At 67.3% G+C, this 20,215-nt stretch carries 21 protein-coding genes and 3 pseudogenes; 9 read left to right on the top strand and 15 right to left on the bottom strand.

Features of this window, described 5'->3' with window-relative positions; translation table 11 throughout:
• Positions 1–186 precede the first annotated feature (186 nt).
• From AC1VVG_RS08840 to AC1VVG_RS08825, 4 genes and pseudogenes are all read right to left on the bottom strand, one after another.
• Positions 187–460 (bottom strand): annotated as a pseudogene (locus tag AC1VVG_RS08840) (Imm75 family immunity protein); the annotation flags it as partial.
• Positions 461–809: 349 nt separating this feature from the next.
• Positions 810–1,361, bottom strand: a complete 552-nt coding sequence (locus AC1VVG_RS08835) for a hypothetical protein (RefSeq protein WP_343726738.1) — start codon at positions 1,359–1,361, stop codon at positions 810–812.
• Between the two features lie 106 nt (positions 1,362–1,467).
• Positions 1,468–2,199, bottom strand: a pseudogene (locus AC1VVG_RS08830) (AAA family ATPase); the annotation flags it as partial.
• 26 nt (positions 2,200–2,225) lie between these two features.
• Positions 2,226–3,347 (bottom strand): annotated as a pseudogene (locus AC1VVG_RS08825) (integrase); the annotation flags it as partial.
• Between AC1VVG_RS08825 and AC1VVG_RS08820 the strand changes: the two are divergent.
• From AC1VVG_RS08820 to AC1VVG_RS08795, 6 genes are all read left to right on the top strand, one after another.
• Positions 3,303–3,704, top strand: coding sequence for a RidA family protein (locus AC1VVG_RS08820; RefSeq protein ID WP_482835518.1), 402 nt, complete (start codon positions 3,303–3,305; stop codon positions 3,702–3,704). The pseudogene AC1VVG_RS08825 and the gene AC1VVG_RS08820 overlap by 45 nt on opposite strands.
• Positions 3,705–3,963: 259 nt before the next feature.
• Entirely contained in the window at positions 3,964–4,383 is a 420-nt protein-coding gene (locus AC1VVG_RS08815; RefSeq protein ID WP_034187020.1) for an organic hydroperoxide resistance protein, read from the top strand.
• Positions 4,384–4,449: 66 nt separating this feature from the next.
• Entirely contained in the window at positions 4,450–4,776 is a 327-nt protein-coding gene (locus tag AC1VVG_RS08810) for a DUF4148 domain-containing protein (RefSeq protein WP_059557853.1), read from the top strand.
• 60 nt (positions 4,777–4,836) lie between these two features.
• Positions 4,837–5,166 carry a DUF4148 domain-containing protein gene (locus tag AC1VVG_RS08805; RefSeq protein WP_482835517.1) on the top strand — a complete coding sequence of 110 codons (330 nt, stop codon included), beginning with the start codon at positions 4,837–4,839 and terminating at the stop codon, positions 5,164–5,166.
• Positions 5,167–5,240: 74 nt separating this feature from the next.
• Complete coding sequence (locus AC1VVG_RS08800; RefSeq protein WP_482835516.1) at positions 5,241–5,570, top strand: DUF4148 domain-containing protein; 330 nt, start codon at positions 5,241–5,243, stop codon at positions 5,568–5,570.
• A gap of 166 nt (positions 5,571–5,736) precedes the next feature.
• Complete coding sequence (locus tag AC1VVG_RS08795; RefSeq protein WP_034186862.1) at positions 5,737–6,453, top strand: GNAT family N-acetyltransferase; 717 nt, start codon at positions 5,737–5,739, stop codon at positions 6,451–6,453.
• A gap of 48 nt (positions 6,454–6,501) precedes the next feature.
• Here the strand turns inward: AC1VVG_RS08795 and AC1VVG_RS08790 are convergent, their stop codons facing one another.
• From AC1VVG_RS08790 to AC1VVG_RS08765, 6 genes are all read right to left on the bottom strand, one after another.
• On the bottom strand, positions 6,502–6,960 hold the full coding sequence (locus AC1VVG_RS08790; protein WP_034186863.1) for a MarR family winged helix-turn-helix transcriptional regulator: 459 nt from the start codon (positions 6,958–6,960) through the stop codon (positions 6,502–6,504).
• 102 nt (positions 6,961–7,062) lie between these two features.
• Complete coding sequence (locus AC1VVG_RS08785; RefSeq protein WP_482835515.1) at positions 7,063–7,191, bottom strand: hypothetical protein; 129 nt, start codon at positions 7,189–7,191, stop codon at positions 7,063–7,065.
• Positions 7,188–7,559 (bottom strand): GFA family protein, encoded by a 372-nt coding sequence (locus AC1VVG_RS08780; RefSeq protein WP_059557666.1) that lies wholly within the window; start codon positions 7,557–7,559, stop codon positions 7,188–7,190. Before AC1VVG_RS08780 ends, AC1VVG_RS08785 begins: the two co-directional genes overlap by 4 nt.
• A 117-nt stretch (positions 7,560–7,676) precedes the next feature.
• Positions 7,677–8,777, bottom strand: a complete 1,101-nt coding sequence (locus AC1VVG_RS08775; RefSeq protein ID WP_482835514.1) for an NAD(P)H-dependent flavin oxidoreductase — start codon at positions 8,775–8,777, stop codon at positions 7,677–7,679.
• A gap of 211 nt (positions 8,778–8,988) precedes the next feature.
• Entirely contained in the window at positions 8,989–10,245 is a 1,257-nt protein-coding gene (locus tag AC1VVG_RS08770) for an MFS transporter (protein WP_034186866.1), read from the bottom strand.
• Between the two features lie 206 nt (positions 10,246–10,451).
• Entirely contained in the window at positions 10,452–11,378 is a 927-nt protein-coding gene (locus tag AC1VVG_RS08765) for a LysR family transcriptional regulator (RefSeq protein ID WP_034186867.1), read from the bottom strand.
• Between the two features lie 233 nt (positions 11,379–11,611).
• On the opposite strand from AC1VVG_RS08765, the gene AC1VVG_RS08760 reads away from it, so the two are divergent.
• Together AC1VVG_RS08760 and AC1VVG_RS08755 are read left to right on the top strand one after the other, a co-directional pair.
• Positions 11,612–12,250, top strand: a complete 639-nt coding sequence (locus tag AC1VVG_RS08760; protein ID WP_482835513.1) for a 5-formyltetrahydrofolate cyclo-ligase — start codon at positions 11,612–11,614, stop codon at positions 12,248–12,250.
• 450 nt (positions 12,251–12,700) lie between these two features.
• Complete coding sequence (locus AC1VVG_RS08755; protein WP_482835512.1) at positions 12,701–14,152, top strand: MFS transporter; 1,452 nt, start codon at positions 12,701–12,703, stop codon at positions 14,150–14,152.
• Positions 14,153–14,211: 59 nt separating this feature from the next.
• Here AC1VVG_RS08755 and AC1VVG_RS08750 read toward each other — a convergent pair whose 3' ends face one another.
• The 5 genes from AC1VVG_RS08750 to AC1VVG_RS08730 form a co-directional block, all read right to left on the bottom strand.
• Positions 14,212–15,105 carry a LysR family transcriptional regulator gene (locus AC1VVG_RS08750; protein WP_069705120.1) on the bottom strand — a complete coding sequence of 298 codons (894 nt, stop codon included), beginning with the start codon at positions 15,103–15,105 and terminating at the stop codon, positions 14,212–14,214.
• A 93-nt stretch (positions 15,106–15,198) separates the two neighbouring features.
• Complete coding sequence (locus tag AC1VVG_RS08745) at positions 15,199–16,026, bottom strand: alpha/beta hydrolase (RefSeq protein WP_482835511.1); 828 nt, start codon at positions 16,024–16,026, stop codon at positions 15,199–15,201.
• Between the two features lie 209 nt (positions 16,027–16,235).
• Complete coding sequence (locus AC1VVG_RS08740; RefSeq protein WP_034186872.1) at positions 16,236–16,619, bottom strand: VOC family protein; 384 nt, start codon at positions 16,617–16,619, stop codon at positions 16,236–16,238.
• Positions 16,620–16,640: 21 nt separating this feature from the next.
• The gene (locus AC1VVG_RS08735; RefSeq protein ID WP_124607927.1) at positions 16,641–17,603 is read right to left on the bottom strand and encodes a hydroxymethylglutaryl-CoA lyase; all 963 of its coding nucleotides are present in this window, start codon (positions 17,601–17,603) and stop codon (positions 16,641–16,643) included.
• A gap of 22 nt (positions 17,604–17,625) precedes the next feature.
• Positions 17,626–18,816, bottom strand: a complete 1,191-nt coding sequence (locus tag AC1VVG_RS08730) for a CaiB/BaiF CoA transferase family protein (RefSeq protein ID WP_034186874.1) — start codon at positions 18,814–18,816, stop codon at positions 17,626–17,628.
• A gap of 260 nt (positions 18,817–19,076) precedes the next feature.
• Here AC1VVG_RS08730 and AC1VVG_RS08725 point away from each other — a divergent pair, with 260 nt between their 5' ends.
• On the top strand, positions 19,077–20,042 hold the full coding sequence (locus AC1VVG_RS08725; RefSeq protein WP_049032495.1) for a D-2-hydroxyacid dehydrogenase: 966 nt from the start codon (positions 19,077–19,079) through the stop codon (positions 20,040–20,042).
• Positions 20,043–20,215 lie beyond the last annotated feature (173 nt).

Below are 20,215 nucleotides of genomic sequence, written 5' to 3'. Positions count from 1 at the left end.
AGCCTTGTTGATTTGCGCATCGATCTCATCGGCGAGGTTAACCCATTCGGCGGTCACCCGCCGGGCGCTCGGCGCCGTCTGTATCGAATGCAAGCATGCGGACACCTCGCGGCATCCGACCAGTTCGACGCGCATCATGCCGCCAATCGCCGCGGCTTCACGCTTTGCGTTATCGGCCAACTGTCCATCGCGACGCAGCCGATCCACCCAATCGGCAAGATCGTCAGTCCAGTCGCGCAAGCGATACAGGCGTCGCCCGAATGACGGCGTTCCCGTGAAATCGGGATTGAAATGAGCTAAGCGCGCTTCTTCCCCAACCGAGGTCGTCACCACGAGTCGATCAGCTTTGTCGTCGATCGCTTCGAGTCGAACGCTGTCAACGAAGGTGATCACGTCCGGCAACAGCTCTCGCTTGAGGCGCGACCAGCGTCCGGACGTCACGCGTGAAACTGGCTGCCATGTCCTGCGACGCCTGTTCGGGTGTCAACGGCTCGCAGGTTTGCCACAATTGTTCGACTTGTTGCTCACGCATCGTCGCGTCTGGGAACAATGCGATGTCCCATGCGTAGAGGCAGATCTGAGTCCCTTTGCAACGCAACTCGAAAATCACGCATTCCGAGCACGCGCGCCTGAACATAGGTGCGGAGGCAATCGGCAGGGTTGCGAGCGGCAACGTTGGTTTCGTGATCTGCGAAGTGATCTTCTTGCCCATGGGATTTCTCTTGTCGAGGACAGCAGGCGGCGCAACCTTAAGCGGATCTTTCCAATGCGTGTCGACGGGCTTCACGATCCATCCGGACAGCGCCGGGCTATCCCAAGTGTCGTTCGTAATAGCGTCGCGTCAACGCCTTGCGGTACTCAGACTTCATCGGGCGAGCCCTGTCTGGCGACCAACCGCCGCCTCCGTAACTGCCACCACAGAACGCGCATCGATACGGCGACTCGAGCAGCCGAACATTCACGACGTAGGGGGCCTCGTAGCCACAGCGGCGGCACGCGGTTTCCAGTTGCCGATAATGAGCCGGACAGGTGTTGAATTTCAGCATCTGGTGCACCACGCTATGATAGTCGCGCGCAATACATCTGCGGCAGTGACGAAACAGCGAGCTGTATTGGCGCCGCTGACTCGGGTGCAGCAGCCCGATCTCGAGCGACGCATAGGGAATACCGAGGACGCTGTGCAGTCGCGCAACGCTGACACCCCCGAGCTGCGGTACTACGCCCTCGTACGGATCGATGTCGGGACCCATCACACGCGCCACAACGTGGCCGGGTAATGCATTTACCTTCTCGAATTTCCACAAAATCGATACGAGCGATTCGCAGAGATCCAGCCAGCGCTTATTGAACACGTAGCCCATCGACGGTGTCAGCTTTTGCTCGTCGAGCGTCAGGATCGGCAGGCGCGGCGGTTGGAGCGACGCTCCACTACGCCGTGGCGAGGGCGTGGCCGGTCGTATCGAGCGAGCGATAGCCGGCGTCGAAAGCCTGCTGCAGATAGAACCGCGTAAAACTCCAGCCGCTCGTCTCCGGATACGCAGTCTGGTCGTAACCGTTCAGACACATCGCGACATCGTCGACGTTGCGAATCCCGTAAAACGGCAGCTCTTCCACCATCAGGCGCGCGACGATCTGCGTCTTACCGGCAATCTGCAGAGCGGTTTTCTGGAAGAGCAGTTCTTGTTGGCCGACAAGGAGCGTAAACAGCTTGATCTGCTGACGATCGAGCGCATCGTGAACATCGCGCAACCATTCGTACTCGTTTTCGTTGTACCGCTGCGCCTCGTCGCAAAACAGCAGCACACTACCGCTGCCGGCGCGGGCGGCCGCTTCGCGAATGCGCAACGTCAAACGCATGCGCTTGGCCGAACCGACGCCTGCGTTCGGGTTATGGTCTCCGACCGCCTCGAGCAGGTTCACGAAGAATGGGCCTTTGGCGTGCCGCGGCTTGTGTTCGCACTGCGCGTGGGAGCTGGTGATTTTTGGCAGATCGCGGGCCAGCAGCAATCGCAGATATTCGATTGTACGGGTCTTGCCAATGCGCGGCAGTCCATAGATAAGCGCGCCCATGATGCGATAACGCAAACATTTCGTGACAAGATCGTAGAAAGCCTCAATGGCCGGCGTAGCGATCCGGTAATTGCCGGTCGCCAAGGGATGCAACGCCGGATCGATGGGACGTGGAACCTCGACTGACATGGTGTCCTCCTCTCGGAAACGGTGGATCAACCTACCTGACCGGTGCCGATCTTCAGCTTGCGCGGATGTGCCCGCACCCGTGGAGTTTCGGGCTGCACGACACTGGTAGCCGGGTAGGCTACAGCGGTCGACGTGGACATCGATGTCGACATCGGTCTCGGCGGCGTCCGAACAATCGGCGCGGCCGCCAGGATGCGAGCCGCCTGCGCCAAATCGGACGCAGCCCGACGGGTTTTCCGGCCTGCTCGAACTTGACTCGGATGTACTTTTCGATCCCGCGGGCATCCAGCGATGCCCGCAGACGCTTGCGGCCTTGGGCCTTGCGAATCTCCTGTCGCAAGGTCAGGTTGTGCGGCACGACGTGCCACGCACCTTGCGCGTCAAGGACACCCAATTCGGTGCCATCGAGCAGGAACGCGCGGACACTGCGCAAGTCGTCCACGTTCAGATAGACGAGCAGCTGCTGGCCGATGAGACCTATGCTGCAAGCCAGAACGGGACTCGAATACCGCACACCGTAGAGGTTGATATGCGGTCGGGTACCCTGATTCAGATAGGCGTGGACACGACAGCGTTTCGCCGACTGCATCAGGCACAGCGTGCGACGGTGGGCCGCCGGCAACCAGTTCACGAGCGTGTGTCGGCCACGGACGAACATTTCCATCGCCTTGAGCGGCGAGACGTTGTTGAGTCCAGTGTGCGGCGCGCCGTTGTAGCTCGCGATCGCGTATTCGACCAACTCTTCGAGCTCGTCGAAGGACACGAACAAGCGCAGATTGCCCTTTGGGTCCGACAAAGCGCGACGCAAATCGCGAGGATGGCTGCCGGTGTAGCCCGGCAAGCGCGAGGACAACCGAGTGGCGATCGTGCCAAAGAACCGCTGGATGTAAGGGCGCTCATCTGGACTGTGCTTCGGTCCGGCCGCGACCTGACAGCCAACGAACTCGCATAAAGCGGCCGAGCGTCTCGGTAGCGAGATTTGCCTTCGCGTTGTCGAGCTTGATGTGCTCCCACGTCACGTAGGCCAGCTCCGGCATGCGTTGAGACGGGTACCCATCCATGGGACCGTAGCCGAGTTCGCGAATCGTGAAGGACCGGGCTCGATGCGGCTCGAGCGCCGCTTCGATCGCTTTGATGACATCGTAGCGACGGGCCAACTGCCGCTCGTCGACGGCAAGGTCGCTTATACCGGCCGCGTCGGCGAGCAATTGAGCGTCGACGAAGGCAAGCACGCGGCGCGGCTGGCGGCGCTAAACGTGCTCGCGCAGACTGGCCAGCATCTGGGCGGGTTCGACCGGCTGCGCAAGATCGTGCGCGTCGAGGGGCACGTCAGCTCGGCCGACGGATTTTTCGGGCAGCCGGCCGTGATCGACGGCGCGTCCGACCTGTTCGCCGCCGTGCTCGGCGACAAGGCCAGACACGCGCGTTCGGCGTTCTCCCCGCGCCAGTTGCCGGCCGATGCGGCCGTCATCCTCGTCGTGATCGCCGAGATTGCCTCAGCCTGATGGAACGGCCGCCCTGCGGGGCGGTCATCCCGTCTCCCGGGCGTTTTCGTGTGCCCTGCCCGGAATCCGGCACGTTTGCCGATCTGCTCGGTATCAGGGCGCGATCGTCGGAAAGGCGCGACACGTGCCAGATACATTGAAATACAAAATATCGCATGCGATTTAATCGAATGCGCTTGACTAGGGAAATCATCTCGACCAAACTGCATCGCATGCGATCGAATCGCATCTGAAACAAACCCCACTGACGGAGCCAATGATGAGCAAGATCGAAACAGTGCTGTACACGGGCAAGACGCATACGACTTCCGGCGGCCGCGACGGCGCGGCGCGCAGTTCCGACGGCCGCCTCGACATCCAGCTGTCGTCGCCGGGCAGCGCCGGCACCGGCACCAACCCGGAACAGCTGTTCGCCGCCGGCTGGTCGGCCTGTTTCATCGGCGCGATGCAGCTTGCGGCGCGTGCCGCGAAGGTGACGCTGCCGGCCGATCTCGCGGTCGACGCCGAAGTGGATCTCGGCACCGGCGGCAACGCGTATTTCTTGCAGGCCCGGCTGAACGTGAGCGTGCCGGGGCTCGACCGCGACGTCGCGCAACGGATCGTCGACGCCGCGCACCAGACCTGCCCGTACTCGAAGGCGACGCGCGGCAACATCGACGTCGACATCCGCATCGCCTGAACGTCGTATTGGGCGGCCGAACGCCGCCCGCCCGAATTTCCGATTTCTTTTCTATCGAGGTGAATGATGAAAGTCCAATTGATCGCTGCCCTGCTCGTCGCCGTCTCGGCCACCGTTGCCGCCCCGGCGTTCGCCAACGAAACCGCCGTGACGCGTGCACAGGTACGCGCCGAGCTTGCCCAGCTTCAACAGGCCGGCTATCCGCTGAACCGTGCGTCCGACGCGACCTATCCGAACGATCTGCAGGCCGCGCTCACGCAGATCCATGCCGACGATGCCGTCGTTGCCCACGTGCCGGCGTCCGGCTACGGCAGCAACGGCGACGCCGCGACGCAATCCGGCCGCCGGCCCGCGCTCAGCGTGGCCGCGCGCTCGGTGTACTTCGGTCATTGAGCGGCGCGCCGGTGTGCGAACTCTGAATCCTTTCCCGTTTCCAGATTGTCGAGGTGAATGATGAAAACCCAATTGATCGCTGCGCTGCTCGTCGCCGTTTCCGCTTCCGCCGCCGCCCCGGCGTTCGCCGACCAGGCCGCCGTGTCCCGCGCGCAGGTGCGCGCCGAACTCGTCCAGCTCGAACAGGCCGGTTACGGTCCCGGCCGGGCGAACGATCCGCATTACCCGGACGACCTGCAGGCCGCATTGACGCGCGTTCACGCGAACGACGCCGTGGCGGCCGACACGTCGGCGTCGTCGGGTTATGGCCCCGACGCTGCCGCCGCGGCGCAGTCGGGCAGCCGGCCCGCGACGCGCATCGCCGAACGTTCGATCTACTTCGGTCACTGAATGAAACCGCGAACGGCGCCGATGGCCGGCGTACGGTACGCAACCCCTGAATGCCTGTTTCCCTGTCGAGGTAAATGATGAAGACCCAACTGATCGCAGCCCTTCTCGTCGCCGTGTCGACCTCCGCCGCCGCGCCGGCGTTCGCCAGCGAAAGCACCGTCACGCGCGCGCAGGTGCGTGCGGAACTGGTCGCGCTGCAAACGGCCGGCTACCTGCCGAACCGCCCCAACGACCCGAACTATCCGGACAATATCCAGGCGGCGCTGAGCCGGATTCACGACAATGGCGCCGATGCGGCCGACACGCAGGCAGCCGGATACGGCAGCGACGCGAGCGGCGCGGCGCAGTCGGGCAGCCGCGACGGGGTTCGCATGGCCGGGCGCTCGGTTTATTTCGGCCATTGAGCGCGGCACGACGAAAACGGTCGCCCTCTATCGCCTTATAAAGCGCATGCGATGTAATCGCATGCGCTTTTGTCATAGGGAAGCCGGTGTCTGGATCGACGCTGCTACCTGCCTCGCGCATCCGGTCTATGCTGTGCGTCCCCCATCTTCATTCGAGGAGCAGCCGATGCCGGATGCCACGACCGGAAACGCGACAGGCGATACACACGTGCTCGATCGGGTCGCCTGGAACGCACTGACGGGCAAGCAGCGCCACCTGGCGCTCGGCAATGACCGCGCGTGGCGGTTTCCGTCGGCCATTGCGCCATTCGCCGCGATCGCCGACACGAGCGCGGCTTCGTTCGACGCGCTGCGCGAACTGGTCGCCGCGCACGGGCCAGCGGCCCTCGTCACGCCGGACGAAATCGAGCCGCCGGCGGGATGGGCGGTCGTCCGGCGCGCGACACTACTGCAAATGGTCTGGCAAGGCGCGCCCGATCCGGCCGACGAATCGGAGCATGTGACGCTCGGCGAAGCCGATGTGCCGGACATGCTCGCGCTGACCACGGCGGCGCAGCCGGGCCCGTTCGGCCCGCGCACGGTCGAGCTTGGCCGCTACATCGGCGTGCGCAGCGCAGGCCGGCTCGCCGCGATGGCTGGCGAGCGGATGCGGGTCGACGGGTATACGGAGATCAGCGCCGTGTGCGTGGATGCCGCGTTTCGGCGGCAAGGCCTTGCGGCGCGCCTGATCCGGTCGTTGATCGCGTCGATCGGTGCGCGCGCGGAAACGCCTTTCCTGCACGTCCTCACAACGAACCAGGTGGCGATCGAGCGCTATGTCGCGCTCGGTTTCGTCGTGCGCCGCGAGATGCGCCTGCTGGTGCTGGGCGACGCGCACGCATGACGACGCGGCCGGCGCGATGCACGCGCCGGCCGCCGGCGGTTCATCGTCTCATGCTTCTTCGGTCGAACGGATCAGGTTGCCGCGCAGCGTGACGATCGCCTTCTGCACCTTCGCGAATTCGTCCGGCTTCAATCCGGTGGCTTCGACCAGATTCATGTCGAGCCCCTTCTCGCGCACGCGGCGGCCGCTTTTCGTCAGGCTGACGAGCACCTGGCGTTCGTCGGACGGGTCGCGGTGCCGCTCCAGGTAGCCCATCGCTTCGAGCTTCTTCAGGATCGGCGTCAGCGTATTGGATTCTAGGAACAGCTTCTCGCCGAGCTGGCCGACGGTCTGGTTGTCCTGCTCCCACAGTGCGATGATCGTGATGTATTGCGTATACGTGAGGCCGAGCTCGTCGAGGATCGGCTTGTAGGCCTTGCCGAACGCGAGATTCGCCGAGTAGATCGCAAAGCAAAGGAACTCGGACAGCTTCGGCGTGGCGGGCGATGAGGCTTCGGTCGGTTTCATGGGCTTCCTCCAGCGACGCGAACGGTCGCAGACAACCGCATTATATATCGCATGCGATCTTATCGGAAGCATGATAATCGGTCTCGATGAACCGGTGCGGCCTCAGCCGTGCCCGCGGCGCTTGCCGGTCTGCTGACGGCTGACCGACAGCAGCGAGCATTGCACCGGATGCGCGATTTCAGTCACGAGCCCGCCTGCGGCAAACAGCAGGATCATCAGCCAGCGTTTCATGCGTCCTCCACGACCGACAGGCTTGCCCCGTTGGCGACCGTCGCGTCGAGCGCATACGGATCGACGCCGTCGAGGCAGCCGAGATTGACGCGCCAGCATGCCGGGTCCTTGCGCGTCTGATGGAACGGATAGACGCCGCACCGGCTGCAGAAATAGTGACGGGCCGTGCGCGTGTTGAAGCGGTAGCACGTCAGCACGTCCTCGCCTTCGACGATGGTCAGACAGGCGGCGGCGAACATCGGGCTCATCAGCGCGCCGCGGCGGCGGCACAGGCTGCAGTTGCAGCGAACGGCCGGCGTAATGGCCGCCCTGACTTCGAATTTGACGGCCCCGCAATGGCAGGATCCCTTGAACCACGTTGCAGACATGATGGACTCCGGAAGCGGTCATGCCTGCTTTATAGCGAAGCCGCGCGGGGCCGTTGTATCGCTCTGTATCTGCAGTTCGTGCCGATACAAAGCCTTGCAAATCCGTGGTGCGCGCGATCAGGCCAGCGCGTGCCGAAGCCGCTCGATCGCCGCCCGCGCTTCGCTTTCGAGTGCGGCGAACAACTCGGCGGCCGGCAGCGTGCGCACGAGCGGCGCCGCCTGCCCGGCCCACTGCGCGCCGTAGCCGAATTCGCCCTTCGCCTTCGCGGCCGCATGCAACGCCTTGCCCGCGTCGTAGGCGATCGGATACGCGGGCGTGGCCGGCGCGTGCGGATCGTCGCCGAGCGCGGTCAGCCGGTTCGCGATGCCGCGTGCGGCTCGGCCCGAGATCGCGGCCGTCAACGTCGTGCGGCGCGCCGCGTCGCCGAGGATCGCGCGGCGATAGCCGTCGTCGATCGACGTCTCCGGGCACGCGACGAACGCGGTGCCGAGCTGCGCGGCCTGCGCGCCGAGCGCGAGCGCGGCGGCAATGCCTGCGCCGTCCATGATGCCGCCGGCGGCGATCACGGGCAGCGCGCATTCGCGCACGATCAGGCGGGTCAGCGCGAACGTGCCGAGGCGATCGTCATGCGCGGTCGAATCGAACACGCCGCGATGCCCGCCGGCTTCGATGCCCTGCGCGACGATCGCATCGATGCTGGCGGCGGCAATCTGCCGTGCCTCGTTGAGATGCGTCGCGGTCGCGAACAGCGTGATGCCCGCGCGTTTCAGCGCGGCGATCACGTCCGCTGGCGGCAGCCCGAAATGGAAGCTGACGACGGCCGGTTTCTCCTCGACGAGCATCGCCTGCATCGCATCGTCCGCGACGAAGCTTGTATAGATCTCCGACAGCGACGCGGGCGGCGTCGCGCCGTATTCGCGGAACGCCGGCGCGAGCCAGTCGAGCCACGCGCGTTCGACGGCTGCGTCCGCGCGGGCCGGGGCATGGCAGAACACGTTGATGTTGAATGGGCGGTCGGTCAGCGCGCGTGTCTCGCGGATCATCTTGCGTGCGCCGTCGGCATGCGTCGCGCCGACACCGAGCGAGCCGAGCCCGCCGGCGTTCGACACGGCGGCGGCCAGCGCCGGCGTGCTGACGCCGGCCATCGGCGCCTGGACGATCGGTGCGCGGATACCGAGCGTGCGCAACAGCGCCCGGTTGTCGGTCGGTTGATTCATGTCGCTTGTCTCCCCATAGCCGTGATCGAAAGGCGCCGGTCGCCTGCGCGCCGACGCGCGTGAGTCCGGTTCGGCCCGGCGCGTGCAAGTCGTGCTTCGCGCGCACCGGTCACGAGAAAAAGGTGGGCGCCCGTGCGGTGCTGCCTGCGTCCGGATGCGGTACCGGCAACGCTATCCATCCTACGCCAGACGTCGGCCCGCGGGCCGGCGGCTAGCGGCCGCGTGCCCAGTGCGCGAGCCCGGCGCAAGCGGCCAGCAGCGCGCCTGTCACGAAGAACACCGAATGCAGGCCGAATGCGACGCCGATCTGCCCGCCGATCACGGGGCCAATCACCTGCCCGCTGAACTGTGCGGACTGCAGGTAGCCGAGCATCTGCCCCGTCGAGCGCTCGTCGACCGATTGCCGCACGAGCTTGCCGATCGACGGCAGCAGCCCCGCGAGCGTCATGCCCATCAGTCCGCGCAGCGCGGCAAGTTGCCACCAGTGCGTGACGAACGCTTGCGGCACCATCGCGAGCGCGGTCAGCAGCAGGCAGCCGACGATCACGTTCCAGCTGCCGATCCGGTCGGCGAGCGCGCCGAGCCGCGCGGCGGTCAGCATGCTGCCGAGCGCCGAACACGCCATGACGACGCCGGCGACCCGCGCGAGAGAGGCACCGGCGACGCCGAGTCCGCCGATATAGACCGTGATGATCGGCTCGATCGACATGTTCGCGAGCAGCACCATCATCGCCGTCACCAGCAAGGCGGCGACCGCTGCGCGATTCGTCCGGTGCGTCGTGCCGGTGGCCGTGCCGGCGCTGCGGGCTTGCGCGTCGGTGCCCGCGTGGAAGTCCTCCTTCACGACGAAGATCGTCAGCAGCGCGGCGACGGCGATCATCGCGCCGCCGGCGAAGAAGGTGCCGCGAATGCCGACCCAGCCGGGCAGCAATCCGCCGACGAGCGGGCCGACCAGATTGCCCGCGAGCGCGCCGGTCGACAGCATGCCGAGCGCCCAGCCCGCGCGTTCGCGCGGCGCCTGCGTGCCGACCATCACGGTCGACGCCGACGCGTAGCCGCCGACGAGCCCTGCGATCAACCGCAGCGCGACCAGTTCGACCACGTTGTGCGCGACGCCGATCAGCGACATCACGATCGCCATTCCGATCGCCGCGCGCACGAGCATCGGCTTGCGGCCGAAGCGGTCCGCGAGGCGGCCCCACAGCGGCGCGGTGGCGGCCGTGCCGAGAAACGTCGCACCGAACGCGACGCCCGACCACTGGATGACGGCCGACTGCGCGTCGACGCCGAGCTGCCGCACGTACAGCGGCAAGAACGGCAGCAGCATGCTCAGGCTGACGAGCGTCGTGAACGACCCGAACACGCAGACGGCGAGATTGCGCCGCCAGTAGCGCAGGTTGCGTTCGGCATAGCTGACGGCCGGACGCTCGGCGCGCGCGGCGGCCGGTGCGTGGACGGTCGTGCTCATCGCGCCCTCGCCGCAGGCGTCGCGCCCGCCGTGCCGGGCGACGCGTGGACTGCGCGCCCGCGCGGTTGATCCGGAAGTGCCCGATGCATGTCGACCTCCATTCGCTGGACGGACGCCAGGCGCGTCCGTCGGTCGAGGAAAGTCTAGATTGAGTCGAATGCCGGGAGAATCGCCGTCGTGCGAAAGTCATTCTTCCGCATGGCGGTTCAATCTCCGTCGGTGATGGCCGCCAGCCGCGAGAAATGCTCCCGCAGGCGCGGCGCCGCGAAATCGACGAACGCACGTACCTTGGGGACCGACAGCCGCCCGTACGGCGTCACGAGATGGATGGGTAGCGGCGCATGCTCGCTGTCGCGCAGCACGATTCGCAGCGTGCCGTCGCGTACCTGTTCGGCGACGTGATACGAAAAGAGCCGCGTGACGCCGTGGCCGGCGACGGCCGACGCGACCGCGCCGCGGATCGTGTTGATGATGAAGCGCGGCGCGAACTGGACGACCTGCGGCAGTGCCGACGGCGCCGCCGGCGGGAAGCTCCACGAGTCAAGCCCGAAGTGCGTCATCGAGATGATCCGGTGCCGCGCGAGATCGGCCGGTGCGTCGATGGCCGGATGCTTCGCGAGGTAAGCGGGGGATGCAACCACGACCCGCCGCACGGAGCCGACCGGAATCGCGACGAGCGTCGAATCGGACAGGTGCGCGATGCGCAGCGCGACGTCCATCCCTTCGTCGACGAGGCTGACGGGACGGTCGAGCAGTTGCAGGCGGATCGACACGGCCGGATGGCGTTCGATGAATGCATCGAGCAGTGCACGCAGCACGTCCTCGCCGGCGGCGACCGGCGCGGTGACCGTCAGCATGCCGCGCGGCGCGGCGCGTTCGTCGGCAACCAGCATGTCGGCCTCTTCCAGATCCGACAGGATGCGGCGGCACGCGGCCGCGTAGCGTTCGCCGGCCTCGCTCAGTCGGATCGTCCGGGTGGTGCGGTACAGCAGCGCGGTGCCGGTGTGTTCCTCGAGAAACGCGATCGCGCGGCTGACTGCCGCCGGCGACCGGCCAAGCCGTCGGCCCGCGCCCGCGAGGCTGCCCTCGTCCAGCGTGGCGACGAACACCTTCATCGCATCGATTCGATCCATGGCGTGTGTGCGGGGCGCGGGCGGTCGTGTAATGGGCGGCGGGCAAGCGAGCGTGCAGTCTACCGCACGCGGGCAAGCCGTCCGGCCGCGGGGATGCCATATCGCTGATTTGGCCCTGCAATGCGCGAGCGAAGAAACCGCACGGACGGCCGTCAGGGCACCGCGTTCCTCGAACGCCGGGCCCGACATTCAAGCGGTTGCGCTGAATAACCAACAACACAACTACAGCACCTATGAAAAGAAGAACATTCCTCGCGCTGCCCGCCGTGGCGGCGGCCGGCATGCTGACCGGCTGCACCGACGTCAGCATCGGCCCCGTCACCGATCGCATGATGAAGGATCCGGAATACCGGGAAACGCTGTCGGCGTTTCTGATCAGCGCGGACGGGAAGAAACTTGTCGTGATCGGCAAGCGGTATCACTACATCTTCGATGTGCCGCCGGCGCTTGCCGTCAACCTCACGGCGCCCTATCGCCCGAAGCTGTATACCGATTTCTACGATTTCGAGACGCATGGCGACCAGATCGCCGGGCGTTACGTGCTGCGGCTTTCGCGCGAGGACGCGCCGCCTGGCTCCGAGCTTCGCGAGCGCGCGCTCGCCGACGGTTTCAAGGACCAGCGCCACCAGTTGACGGAGAGCGGCACGATCAGCGGCAAGCGTTACCAGCCGAACGACGTCACGCCGGCGACGCTCCCGCAGGCGTTCAATCATGCGTACGACGTCGAGGTCGTCGAGCGGCCGTCGATGCTCGGCAAGGGCGCGAAGCTCGCGCTGTCGCCGATCACGATGGCGGCGGACGGCGCGCTGGGCCTGCTGGGCCTCGCACTGTTCCCGATCGCGCTGACGGCATTCATCGTCATCGCGAGTTGAGAAATGATGTACGTCGCCGGTGTGCCGCGCAGACATGCGGCGCACCGGCGCGCGACCGCTCCGTCGTGTTTTCCGCGAGCATGATTCTCGCAGCCATGCGCGGCGCGGTCTGACGGCCGAAGCCTCATGGTTTTCCCGGTCCGCTCGACTGCGCGGGCACACCGTTGCCGGCGCGGCATCACGTGCCGCGCAAGCCGCAGCGGCCCGCTGCGCGAATCCGGGCCGCCGCACGCGCCCTACCCTTTCTGCCCGGGAAAGGATGCTTGAAGCATCCGCAATTATCACGCGCCGCCGATATGCCCACCATGTGTCGGACGATCGGTGCAGCGCGCATGTCCGGCCCTTTGAGGGCCTTGCGATGCCTGCCGCCGCGTCGTGCGGCCGGGCGCGTCACGCCGGCTGCGAACGGCCGGGCCGCGCGCCACGGCATATCGACAATCAGGAGACACGATGAACAGCCCATCCCTCGATCTCGGCGGCCCCGCGTCCGCCCGACTGCCGGCCGCTTCCTCCGGCGTCGGCGCCGATGCGGCGGCCCCTGCCGCCCGTCGCGTCACGCTCGGCGATTTCATGGACGACCTGCCGGTCGGCGCATTGCACCGGTTCGTCGTCTGGGTGATCGGCATCGGGCTGTTCTTCGACATGTACGAGATCTTCCTCGTCAGCACGATCGGCTCCGCGCTGCAGAACGAATACGGGCTGAGCCGGCAAAGCGCCGATTTCAAGCTGCTGCTGGCGTCGGCCTTCATCGGCATGTTCGTCGGCGCGATGTGCCTGGGCAGCCTCGCCGACCGCATCGGCCGGCGCAAGGCGTTCCTGCTGACGCTCGCGTGGTACAGCGCGTTTTCGCTGGTCGGCGCATTTTCGGTGAACGCCGACATGCTCGTCGCATGCCGGTTCCTGACGGGTATCGGCGTCGGCGCGATCTATCCGGTCGCCGACAGCTTCCTGTCCGAGATCCTGCCGAAGGAAAAACGCGGGCGGCTCGCCGCGTGGGCCTATACGACTTCCTACGTCGCGGTGCCGCTCGTCGGCTTCCTCGCGCTGTGGCTGAACCCGCTGCATGTGGCCGGTGTGGCCGGCTGGCGCATCATCCTCGCGATCGGCAGTCTCGGCGCCGTGTACGTGCTGCTCGTCCAGCACCGCTTGCCCGAGAGCCCGCGCTGGCTGCTCGCGCAGGGCCGCACCGCCGACGCGCACGCGGCGTTGCGGCGTTTCGCGGACGGCGCCGGCGTGCGCGTGCCCGAGCAGTTCGCGGAGCCGGTCGAGCCGCAGCGGCCGCTCGGCCTCCGCGAGCGCATCGCGCTGCTGCGTCGTGAGCCCTACGGCGCGCGCTACCTGATGCTCGCGATCTTTCACCTGTTCCAGGGCTTCGGCTACTACGGGTTCGGTACGCTGGCCGGCACGGTCGTGAAGAGCCGCGGTTTCGACGTGACGGACAGCACGCTGTTCATCGCGCTGTCGTTCATCGGCTACCCGATCGGTTCGCTACTGTCGATTCCGCTGCTGAACTGGATCGAGCGCCGCACGCTCGTGATCGTGTCGATCCTGTCGATCGCGGTATTCGGGCTGTGCTTCGCGTATTCCGGCCATACCGTGCTGATCGTCGGCTTCGGGTTCCTGACGACCTGCGCGTCGAACGTGTTCAGCAATGCGTATCACGTGTACCAGGCGGAAATCTTCCCGGCACGCGTGCGCTCGACGGCGATCGGCAGTACCTATGCGCTGTCGCGCATCGTCAGCGGCGTCTTGCCGTTCGTGCTGCTGCCGGTGCTCGGCAACTACGGCGCGGGTGCGATGTTCGGTGTGATTTCGGTCGCGCTCGGTATCGTGGCGGTGACGCTGCGCGTGCTCGGGCCGCTGACCACGCGGCGCAGCCAGGACGAGATCAATCCGGTGTAATGCGGTGACGGGGCCGGGGTAGGCAGGCGCGCGCCCCGTGTTTCGTCGTGCCGGCGCCTTCACCGCGCCGACATGAAATCGAACAGTTTCGCGATATCGGTGGTCAACACGCTGCCCGCCTTTACGCCGACCCACAGCGTGCGCGTCGCCCACGCGTCGTCGAGTTTCACGACGCCGAGCCGGGCCGCGCGTTCGCCCGTCACCGCCTCGCGCGGCAGTACGCCGATACCGAGCCCAGCCTCGATCATTCGGCTCACGCCGTCGAAATTCGATACCTGGATCCGCAGCTTCAGCGAGCGCTCGGCCGCGAACGCGGCGTCGGTCATGCGCGCGAGCAGCGAACTGCCGTCGCTCAGGCCGACGTAGTCCTCGTCGAGCGTCTCCGCGAAGCGGATGCTGTCGCGCGTGGCGAACCGGTGCGTGCGCGGCACGAGCAGCACCAGCTCGTCGCGTCGGTACAGCCGCCGATCGATGCCGGGTGCCGGCACGTTGTCGGCGAACACGCCGAGATCGGCCTTGCCGGACGCGAGCGCGTCGACGATCTCGTGGCTCAGCCGCTCCTCGAGACTCACCTTGATACCCGGGTTGTCGGTGAGGAACGCGGCGAGATCGGCGGGCAGGAACTGGACGATCGCGGACGTGTTGGTCCACACGTGGATGTGCCCGCGCACGCCGGCGGCGTAGTCGCTCATCTCGTGCGCCATCCGGTTGACCTGCTCGATCACCTTCGCCGCATGCTCGAGCAGCGCACGGCCCGCGGGCGTCAGCTCGACGCCCCGCGCATGCCGGACGAACAGCGCGCTGCCGGTCACGTTTTCGAGTTCGGCGATGCGCTTGCTGACCGCGGACAGCGTGAGCTGGCCATGCTCGGCCGCCTTCGTCAGGCTGCCGTGCTCGGCGACGAGCGCGAACACGCGCAGCGACTGCAGATCGAAATGAAGCGGGTTCACCATGTCGTGGGTCCTGGGAAAACCGTGCGGCGCACACGTTGCCGCGACGGCCTGACGCCGATCATACGCCGGCCGTGCGGGTGTGAAGCACTGCGGCTAGCGCGGCGTGATCGACCGCAGCGCGGCGAGCATCGCCCCGTCCGGCCGCGCGAGATCGTCGAGCACCGCGAAGTGCTGCATGCCGGGCAGCCAGACGCGCGCGATCCGTTCGCCGGCCGCTTCGCATGCCGTCGCGTATTCGTCCGCCTGCCGGATGAGTTCGGGCAGTTCGGCGTCGCCGACCGCAACGACGGTCGGCGCGCCGGGCCCGACATGACGCAGCGGACTGTACGCGTCGACTTCGTGCGCGGTGAGCTGCAGCTTGTCGTTCAGGCAGCACAGCGAAATCGGTTCGAGATCGACGAGCGGGCTGATCGCGAGCGCCGACACGACGGCCGGATGCGCGCGATGCATGGCCGTCAGGTGGCCGCCAGCCGAGTGGCCGCTCAGGTGGATCGGGCGTCGCGCGGTGCCGAGGCGGTCGGGGTCGGCGGCGAGATGATCGAGCAGCATGCCGATTTCGGCGACGATGCCGGTCATCGTCGCGACGGGCGCGAGCGTATATTCGGCCAGGATGACGTCGAAGCCGCAGGCGAGCGGCCCGCTCGCCGCATACGCGAAATCCGCTTTCGTGCAGTGCTGCCAGTAGCCGCCGTGAATGAACACGAACAGCGGCGCACCGGCCTGCCCGCACGACAACCAGTCGAAGCGTTGCGCGGGCTGCGCGCCGTAGCGCAGGTCGCGGCGGCCGGGCGTCGCGTCGTACAACGCGGCGCTGCGCGCCTGGCATGACGCGAGCAGCGCCGGGAAATCGGGAACGGCCTTCGTGTTCAGGTACGCGGCATCGAGCGCCGCGCGGTCCATGCCGCGATAGAGGATCGTCATTCGGGGAGCGCCTGGATCGGGTTGCGGATGCGCGGGAAGCAGGTTCGCCGTGCGCGTTGAGCAGGCGACGGCCGGGCCGACGCCGTTGCGCCATTATCCGCGGCGCGGCCGCGTCCGGCTATCCGGAATCGGCGGGCGCGGCGCCCGCCTGTCCGCTTTCGGCGAAGGACTGCGAACGCCGCGTGCGCGCGGCGACGGGCTGCCTCGGCTCAGATCGGCTCGGCGATCTCGATCAGGTTCAGGTCGGGATCGCGCACGTAGACCGAGCGGATCTTCCGCGTGGCGCCCGTGCGCTCGACAGGCCCTTCGACGATCGGCCATGCGACGCGCCGCAGGTGCGCGATCACGTCGTCGAGCGGCACCGATGCGATGAAGCACAGGTCGAGCGCGCCGGGCACCGGCACGTGCGCCTTCGGCTCGAACTCCGCGCCGCGCACGTGCAGGTTGATCTTCTGGTTGCCGAAGCGGAACGCGAGCCGGCCGGCGCCGAACGTTTCGAGCTGCATCTGCAGCACTTCGGTGTAGAAATGCCGGGTCTTGTCCGGATCGACGCAGGTCAGCACGAGATGGTCGAGGTGGTCAATCAGCGCCATGGAATTCGCTCCGGTTGTCGTTCATGAGAAAGCGCGTTGCGCGGGCATCTCGCCCGCGTCGGCGCGCGGCGGCGGATGCAGGTCCGAGCGGCGGCCGGCCTTCAGGATCTGGCTCGGCACATCGTGCCCGATCAGCGCGGGCAGCCGCGCCGACGCGGCCAGCACGGCCGCGAGGTCGACGCCCGTATCGTAGCCGTCGAGTTCGAGCATGTGCACGAGTTCCTCGGTGCATGCGTTGCCGGTCGCACCCGGCGCATACGGGCAGCCGCCGAGCCCGCCGAGCGATGCGTCGAAGCGGTCGATGCCGGCGTCGAGCGCCGCGAGCGTATTGGCGAGCGCCATCCCGCGCGTATTGTGGAAATGCAGCGTGAGCGGCAGCGCGCGGAAGCGTTCGCGTGCGCGTTCGGACAACGCGCGCACCTGCGACGGAAATGCCATGCCCGTCGTGTCGCACAGCGTGAAGCCGTGCACGCCGAGATCCGCGAAGCGCTGCATCCACGCGAGCACCGTTTCGGCCGGCACGTCGCCTTCCATCGGGCACCCCATCGCGGTCGACAGCGACACGTTGATCGCGACCCGCGCGCCGCGTACCGCGTCGATCACGCCGCGCAGCTGCGCGAACGACTGCTCGCGCGTCATCCGCAGGTTCGCGCGGTTGTGGCTTTCGCTCATCGACATCACGAGGTTCACTTCGTCGACGCCGCACGACAGCGCGCGCTCGGCGCCGCGCACGTTCGGCACGAGCACCGTGTAGACGACGCCCGGTGCGCGCACGATGCCGTGCATCACCGCCTCCGCGTCGCGCAGCGCGGGGATCGCCCTCGGCGACGTGAACGACGTGACCTCGATCTTCGCGTAGCCGCATGCGCTCAGCGCGTCGACGAGCGCGATCTTGTCGTCGGTGTCGACGAAGGCCGCTTCGTTCTGGAAACCGTCGCGCGTCGCGACTTCGTGGATATGGAGCCGTTTGCGTTGCCCGCTCATGTCGTCTTCTCCCGGGTCCGGTTCAGATCACGCCGCGCGTGCGCCAATCGTCGCGCGTCGCGGCATCGATGCCGAGCGATTCGAGCACCGCGTCGGTATCGGCGCCGAGCGCGGGCGCCGGACGCTCGATGCGCCCGGGCGTGACGTCGAGTTTCGGCACGATGCCCGGCACGAGCACGGGCGTGCCGTCGGGCAGCGCGGCGTCGACGATCATGTCGCGTGCGCGGTAATGCGGGTCGGCGGCGATGTCGGCCACGTCGTAGATGCGCCCGGACGGGATGCGCGCCTCGTTGAGCGCCGCCAGCACGTCGTCGAGATCGTGGCGCGCGCTCCACGCGCCGATCGCCGCGTCGATGCGCTCGACCTGCGCGACGCGCCCGTCGTTGTGCGCGAGCGCGGGATCGTGGCCGAGGTCGGGCCGGCCGATCAGGTCCATCAGGCGCCGGAAGATGCTGTCGCCGTTGCCGGCGATCAGCGCGTACTTGCCGTCGCGGCAACGGTACGCGTTGGTCGGCGCGATGCCGGGCAGGCTGCTGCCGGCCGGCTCGCGCACCGCGCCGAACGCCGCGTATTCGGGCAGCAGGCTTTCCATCAGGTTGAACACCGATTCGTACAGCGCGACGTCGACGACCTGCCCCTTGCCGCCCTGCTGCTCGCGATGCCGCAGCGCGAGCAGCACGCCGATCACGCCGTGCAACGCCGACAGCGAATCGCCGAGCGAGATGCCGACGCGCACTGGCGTGCGGCCCGGCTCGCCGGTCAGGTGCCGCAAGCCGCCCATCGCCTCGGCGATCACGCCGAAGCCCGGCCGGTCGCGATACGGGCCCGTCTGCCCGAAGCCCGACACGCGCAGCATCACGAGCCCCGGATTGAGCGCGGACAGCACGTCCCAGCCGAGCCCCCAGCCTTCGAGCGTGCCGGGCCGGAAATTCTCGATCAGCACGTCGGCCTCGGCGGCGAGGCGGCGCACGACGTCCTGCCCTTCAGGCGTGCGCAGGTCGAGCGTGAGCGACGTCTTGTTGCGCGACTGCACGGCCCACCAGACCGACGTGCCGTCGTGCAGCAGCCGCCACTTGCGCAGCGGATCGCCGAGGCCGGGCGGTTCGACCTTGATCACGTCCGCGCCGAATTCGGCAAGCATCCGGCCCGCGAACGGCCCGGCGATCAGTTGGCCGAGTTCCAGCACGCGAATACCGTCGAGCGGTCGTGTCATGGTTGTCTCCGTTCAGATCGTGGAATCGATGACGGCGATCATGACGGCGTTCGCGCACCGCGAAAATCGATCGATGCTCAACCAGGCTTTCCGAAACGGAAAGGCGCGCGGCAGCACGAGCGTCGCGCCGGCCACCGTGCGGTGCGCCGGCCTTTCCGTCCGGGAAAGCGCGCTCGCGCAACGGTCAAACGACGGCGCGCGCGCCGCCGGCAGAATCGAAGCCGTTCCGCGCCACCGGGCGCCTGTCAGCGAGACCCGCCATGTTTTCCGTTTCCGCTCCCGCGAAGATCGTGTTTCTCGACCGTGCGACGCTGTCGCCGCAGACCGTGCTGAAGCCGTTCCCGTTTCCGCACGTGATGCGAACGTTCGACCGGACGGCCGCACACGACGTGGCCGCGCGCATCGACGACGCGGACATCGTCGTGATCAACAAGGTGCGGCTCGACGCGGCGGCGCTCGCCGACGCGCGGAAACTGCGGATGATCGCGATTGCCGCCACCGGCACGGACCTCGTCGATCTCGCTGCGTGCGCGGCACGCGGTATCGTCGTGAGCAACATTCGCGGTTATGCGGTCCGCACGGTGCCGGAGCACACGTTCGCGCTGATCTTCGCGCTGCGACGCAGCCTCCTGGCGTATCGCGACGCGGTGCGCGCGGGGCGCTGGCTCGACAGCGGGCAGTTCTGCTTCTTCGATCACCCGATCCGCGACCTGGCGGGCGCGACGCTCGGGATCGTCGGCGACGGGGTGCTCGGCCGCGCGGTGGCCGGGATCGCCCGTGCGCTCGACATGCGCGTACTGTTCGCGGCGCACGGCGATACCGCGGATGGTGACCATGTGCCGCTCGACACGCTGCTGCGCGACAGCGACGTGATCACGCTGCACTGCCCGCTCACACCGGCGACGCGCCACCTGATCGATGCGCAAGCATTCGCCCGGATGGCGCGCCGGCCGCTGCTGATCAACACGGCGCGCGGCGGCCTCGTGGACGAACGCGCGCTCGTCGACGCGTTGCAGTCGGGGCGGATCGCGGGTGCGGGATTCGATGTGGTGACACAGGAGCCGCTGCCGGCCGCGCATCCGTTCCACGCGATCCTGTCGCATCCGGCGTTCATCCTGACGCCGCACGTCGCGTGGGCGAGCGACGAGGCGATGCAGGCGCTCGCCGACCAGCTGGTCGACAACGTGGCCGCGTTCGCCGGCGGCGCGCCGCGGCATGTCGTGTGAGGCGGGCAGAAACGGAACGGCCCCGCTCGATTGCTCGAAGCGGGGCCGGCTGGATTCGGGGCTGCTTACGCCAGCGACTCGGCTCGTGGCGGGTTCGTGCATCCGCCCTGTCTTGCGGCCGGTTTCCGGATACCCGATGAGCGCGGCTTCAAGGGATTCAGATCGACGACGAT

The organism is Burkholderia sp. L-4 (assembly GCF_056856535.1).
Note: the sequence above shows the minus strand (reverse complement) of the source record. Positions and strands in the feature narration are given on the sequence as shown.

Coding starts and splice junctions, on each gene's coding strand:
- AC1VVG_RS08835 (WP_343726738.1), bottom strand. CDS start 1,361: ATGGGCTACGTGTTCAATAAGCGCTGGCTGGATCTCTGCGAATCGCTC.
- AC1VVG_RS08820 (WP_482835518.1), top strand. CDS start 3,303: ATGCGGCTCGAGCGCCGCTTCGATCGCTTTGATGACATCGTAGCGACG.
- AC1VVG_RS08815 (WP_034187020.1), top strand. CDS start 3,964: ATGAGCAAGATCGAAACAGTGCTGTACACGGGCAAGACGCATACGACT.
- AC1VVG_RS08810 (WP_059557853.1), top strand. CDS start 4,450: ATGAAAGTCCAATTGATCGCTGCCCTGCTCGTCGCCGTCTCGGCCACC.
- AC1VVG_RS08805 (WP_482835517.1), top strand. CDS start 4,837: ATGAAAACCCAATTGATCGCTGCGCTGCTCGTCGCCGTTTCCGCTTCC.
- AC1VVG_RS08800 (WP_482835516.1), top strand. CDS start 5,241: ATGATGAAGACCCAACTGATCGCAGCCCTTCTCGTCGCCGTGTCGACC.
- AC1VVG_RS08795 (WP_034186862.1), top strand. CDS start 5,737: ATGCCGGATGCCACGACCGGAAACGCGACAGGCGATACACACGTGCTC.
- AC1VVG_RS08790 (WP_034186863.1), bottom strand. CDS start 6,960: ATGAAACCGACCGAAGCCTCATCGCCCGCCACGCCGAAGCTGTCCGAG.
- AC1VVG_RS08785 (WP_482835515.1), bottom strand. CDS start 7,191: ATGAAACGCTGGCTGATGATCCTGCTGTTTGCCGCAGGCGGGCTCGTG.
- AC1VVG_RS08780 (WP_059557666.1), bottom strand. CDS start 7,559: ATGTCTGCAACGTGGTTCAAGGGATCCTGCCATTGCGGGGCCGTCAAA.
- AC1VVG_RS08775 (WP_482835514.1), bottom strand. CDS start 8,777: ATGAATCAACCGACCGACAACCGGGCGCTGTTGCGCACGCTCGGTATC.
- AC1VVG_RS08770 (WP_034186866.1), bottom strand. CDS start 10,245: ATGAGCACGACCGTCCACGCACCGGCCGCCGCGCGCGCCGAGCGTCCG.
- AC1VVG_RS08765 (WP_034186867.1), bottom strand. CDS start 11,378: ATGGATCGAATCGATGCGATGAAGGTGTTCGTCGCCACGCTGGACGAG.
- AC1VVG_RS08760 (WP_482835513.1), top strand. CDS start 11,612: ATGAAAAGAAGAACATTCCTCGCGCTGCCCGCCGTGGCGGCGGCCGGC.
- AC1VVG_RS08755 (WP_482835512.1), top strand. CDS start 12,701: ATGAACAGCCCATCCCTCGATCTCGGCGGCCCCGCGTCCGCCCGACTG.
- AC1VVG_RS08750 (WP_069705120.1), bottom strand. CDS start 15,105: ATGGTGAACCCGCTTCATTTCGATCTGCAGTCGCTGCGCGTGTTCGCG.
- AC1VVG_RS08745 (WP_482835511.1), bottom strand. CDS start 16,026: ATGACGATCCTCTATCGCGGCATGGACCGCGCGGCGCTCGATGCCGCG.
- AC1VVG_RS08740 (WP_034186872.1), bottom strand. CDS start 16,619: ATGGCGCTGATTGACCACCTCGACCATCTCGTGCTGACCTGCGTCGAT.
- AC1VVG_RS08735 (WP_124607927.1), bottom strand. CDS start 17,603: ATGAGCGGGCAACGCAAACGGCTCCATATCCACGAAGTCGCGACGCGC.
- AC1VVG_RS08730 (WP_034186874.1), bottom strand. CDS start 18,816: ATGACACGACCGCTCGACGGTATTCGCGTGCTGGAACTCGGCCAACTG.
- AC1VVG_RS08725 (WP_049032495.1), top strand. CDS start 19,077: ATGTTTTCCGTTTCCGCTCCCGCGAAGATCGTGTTTCTCGACCGTGCG.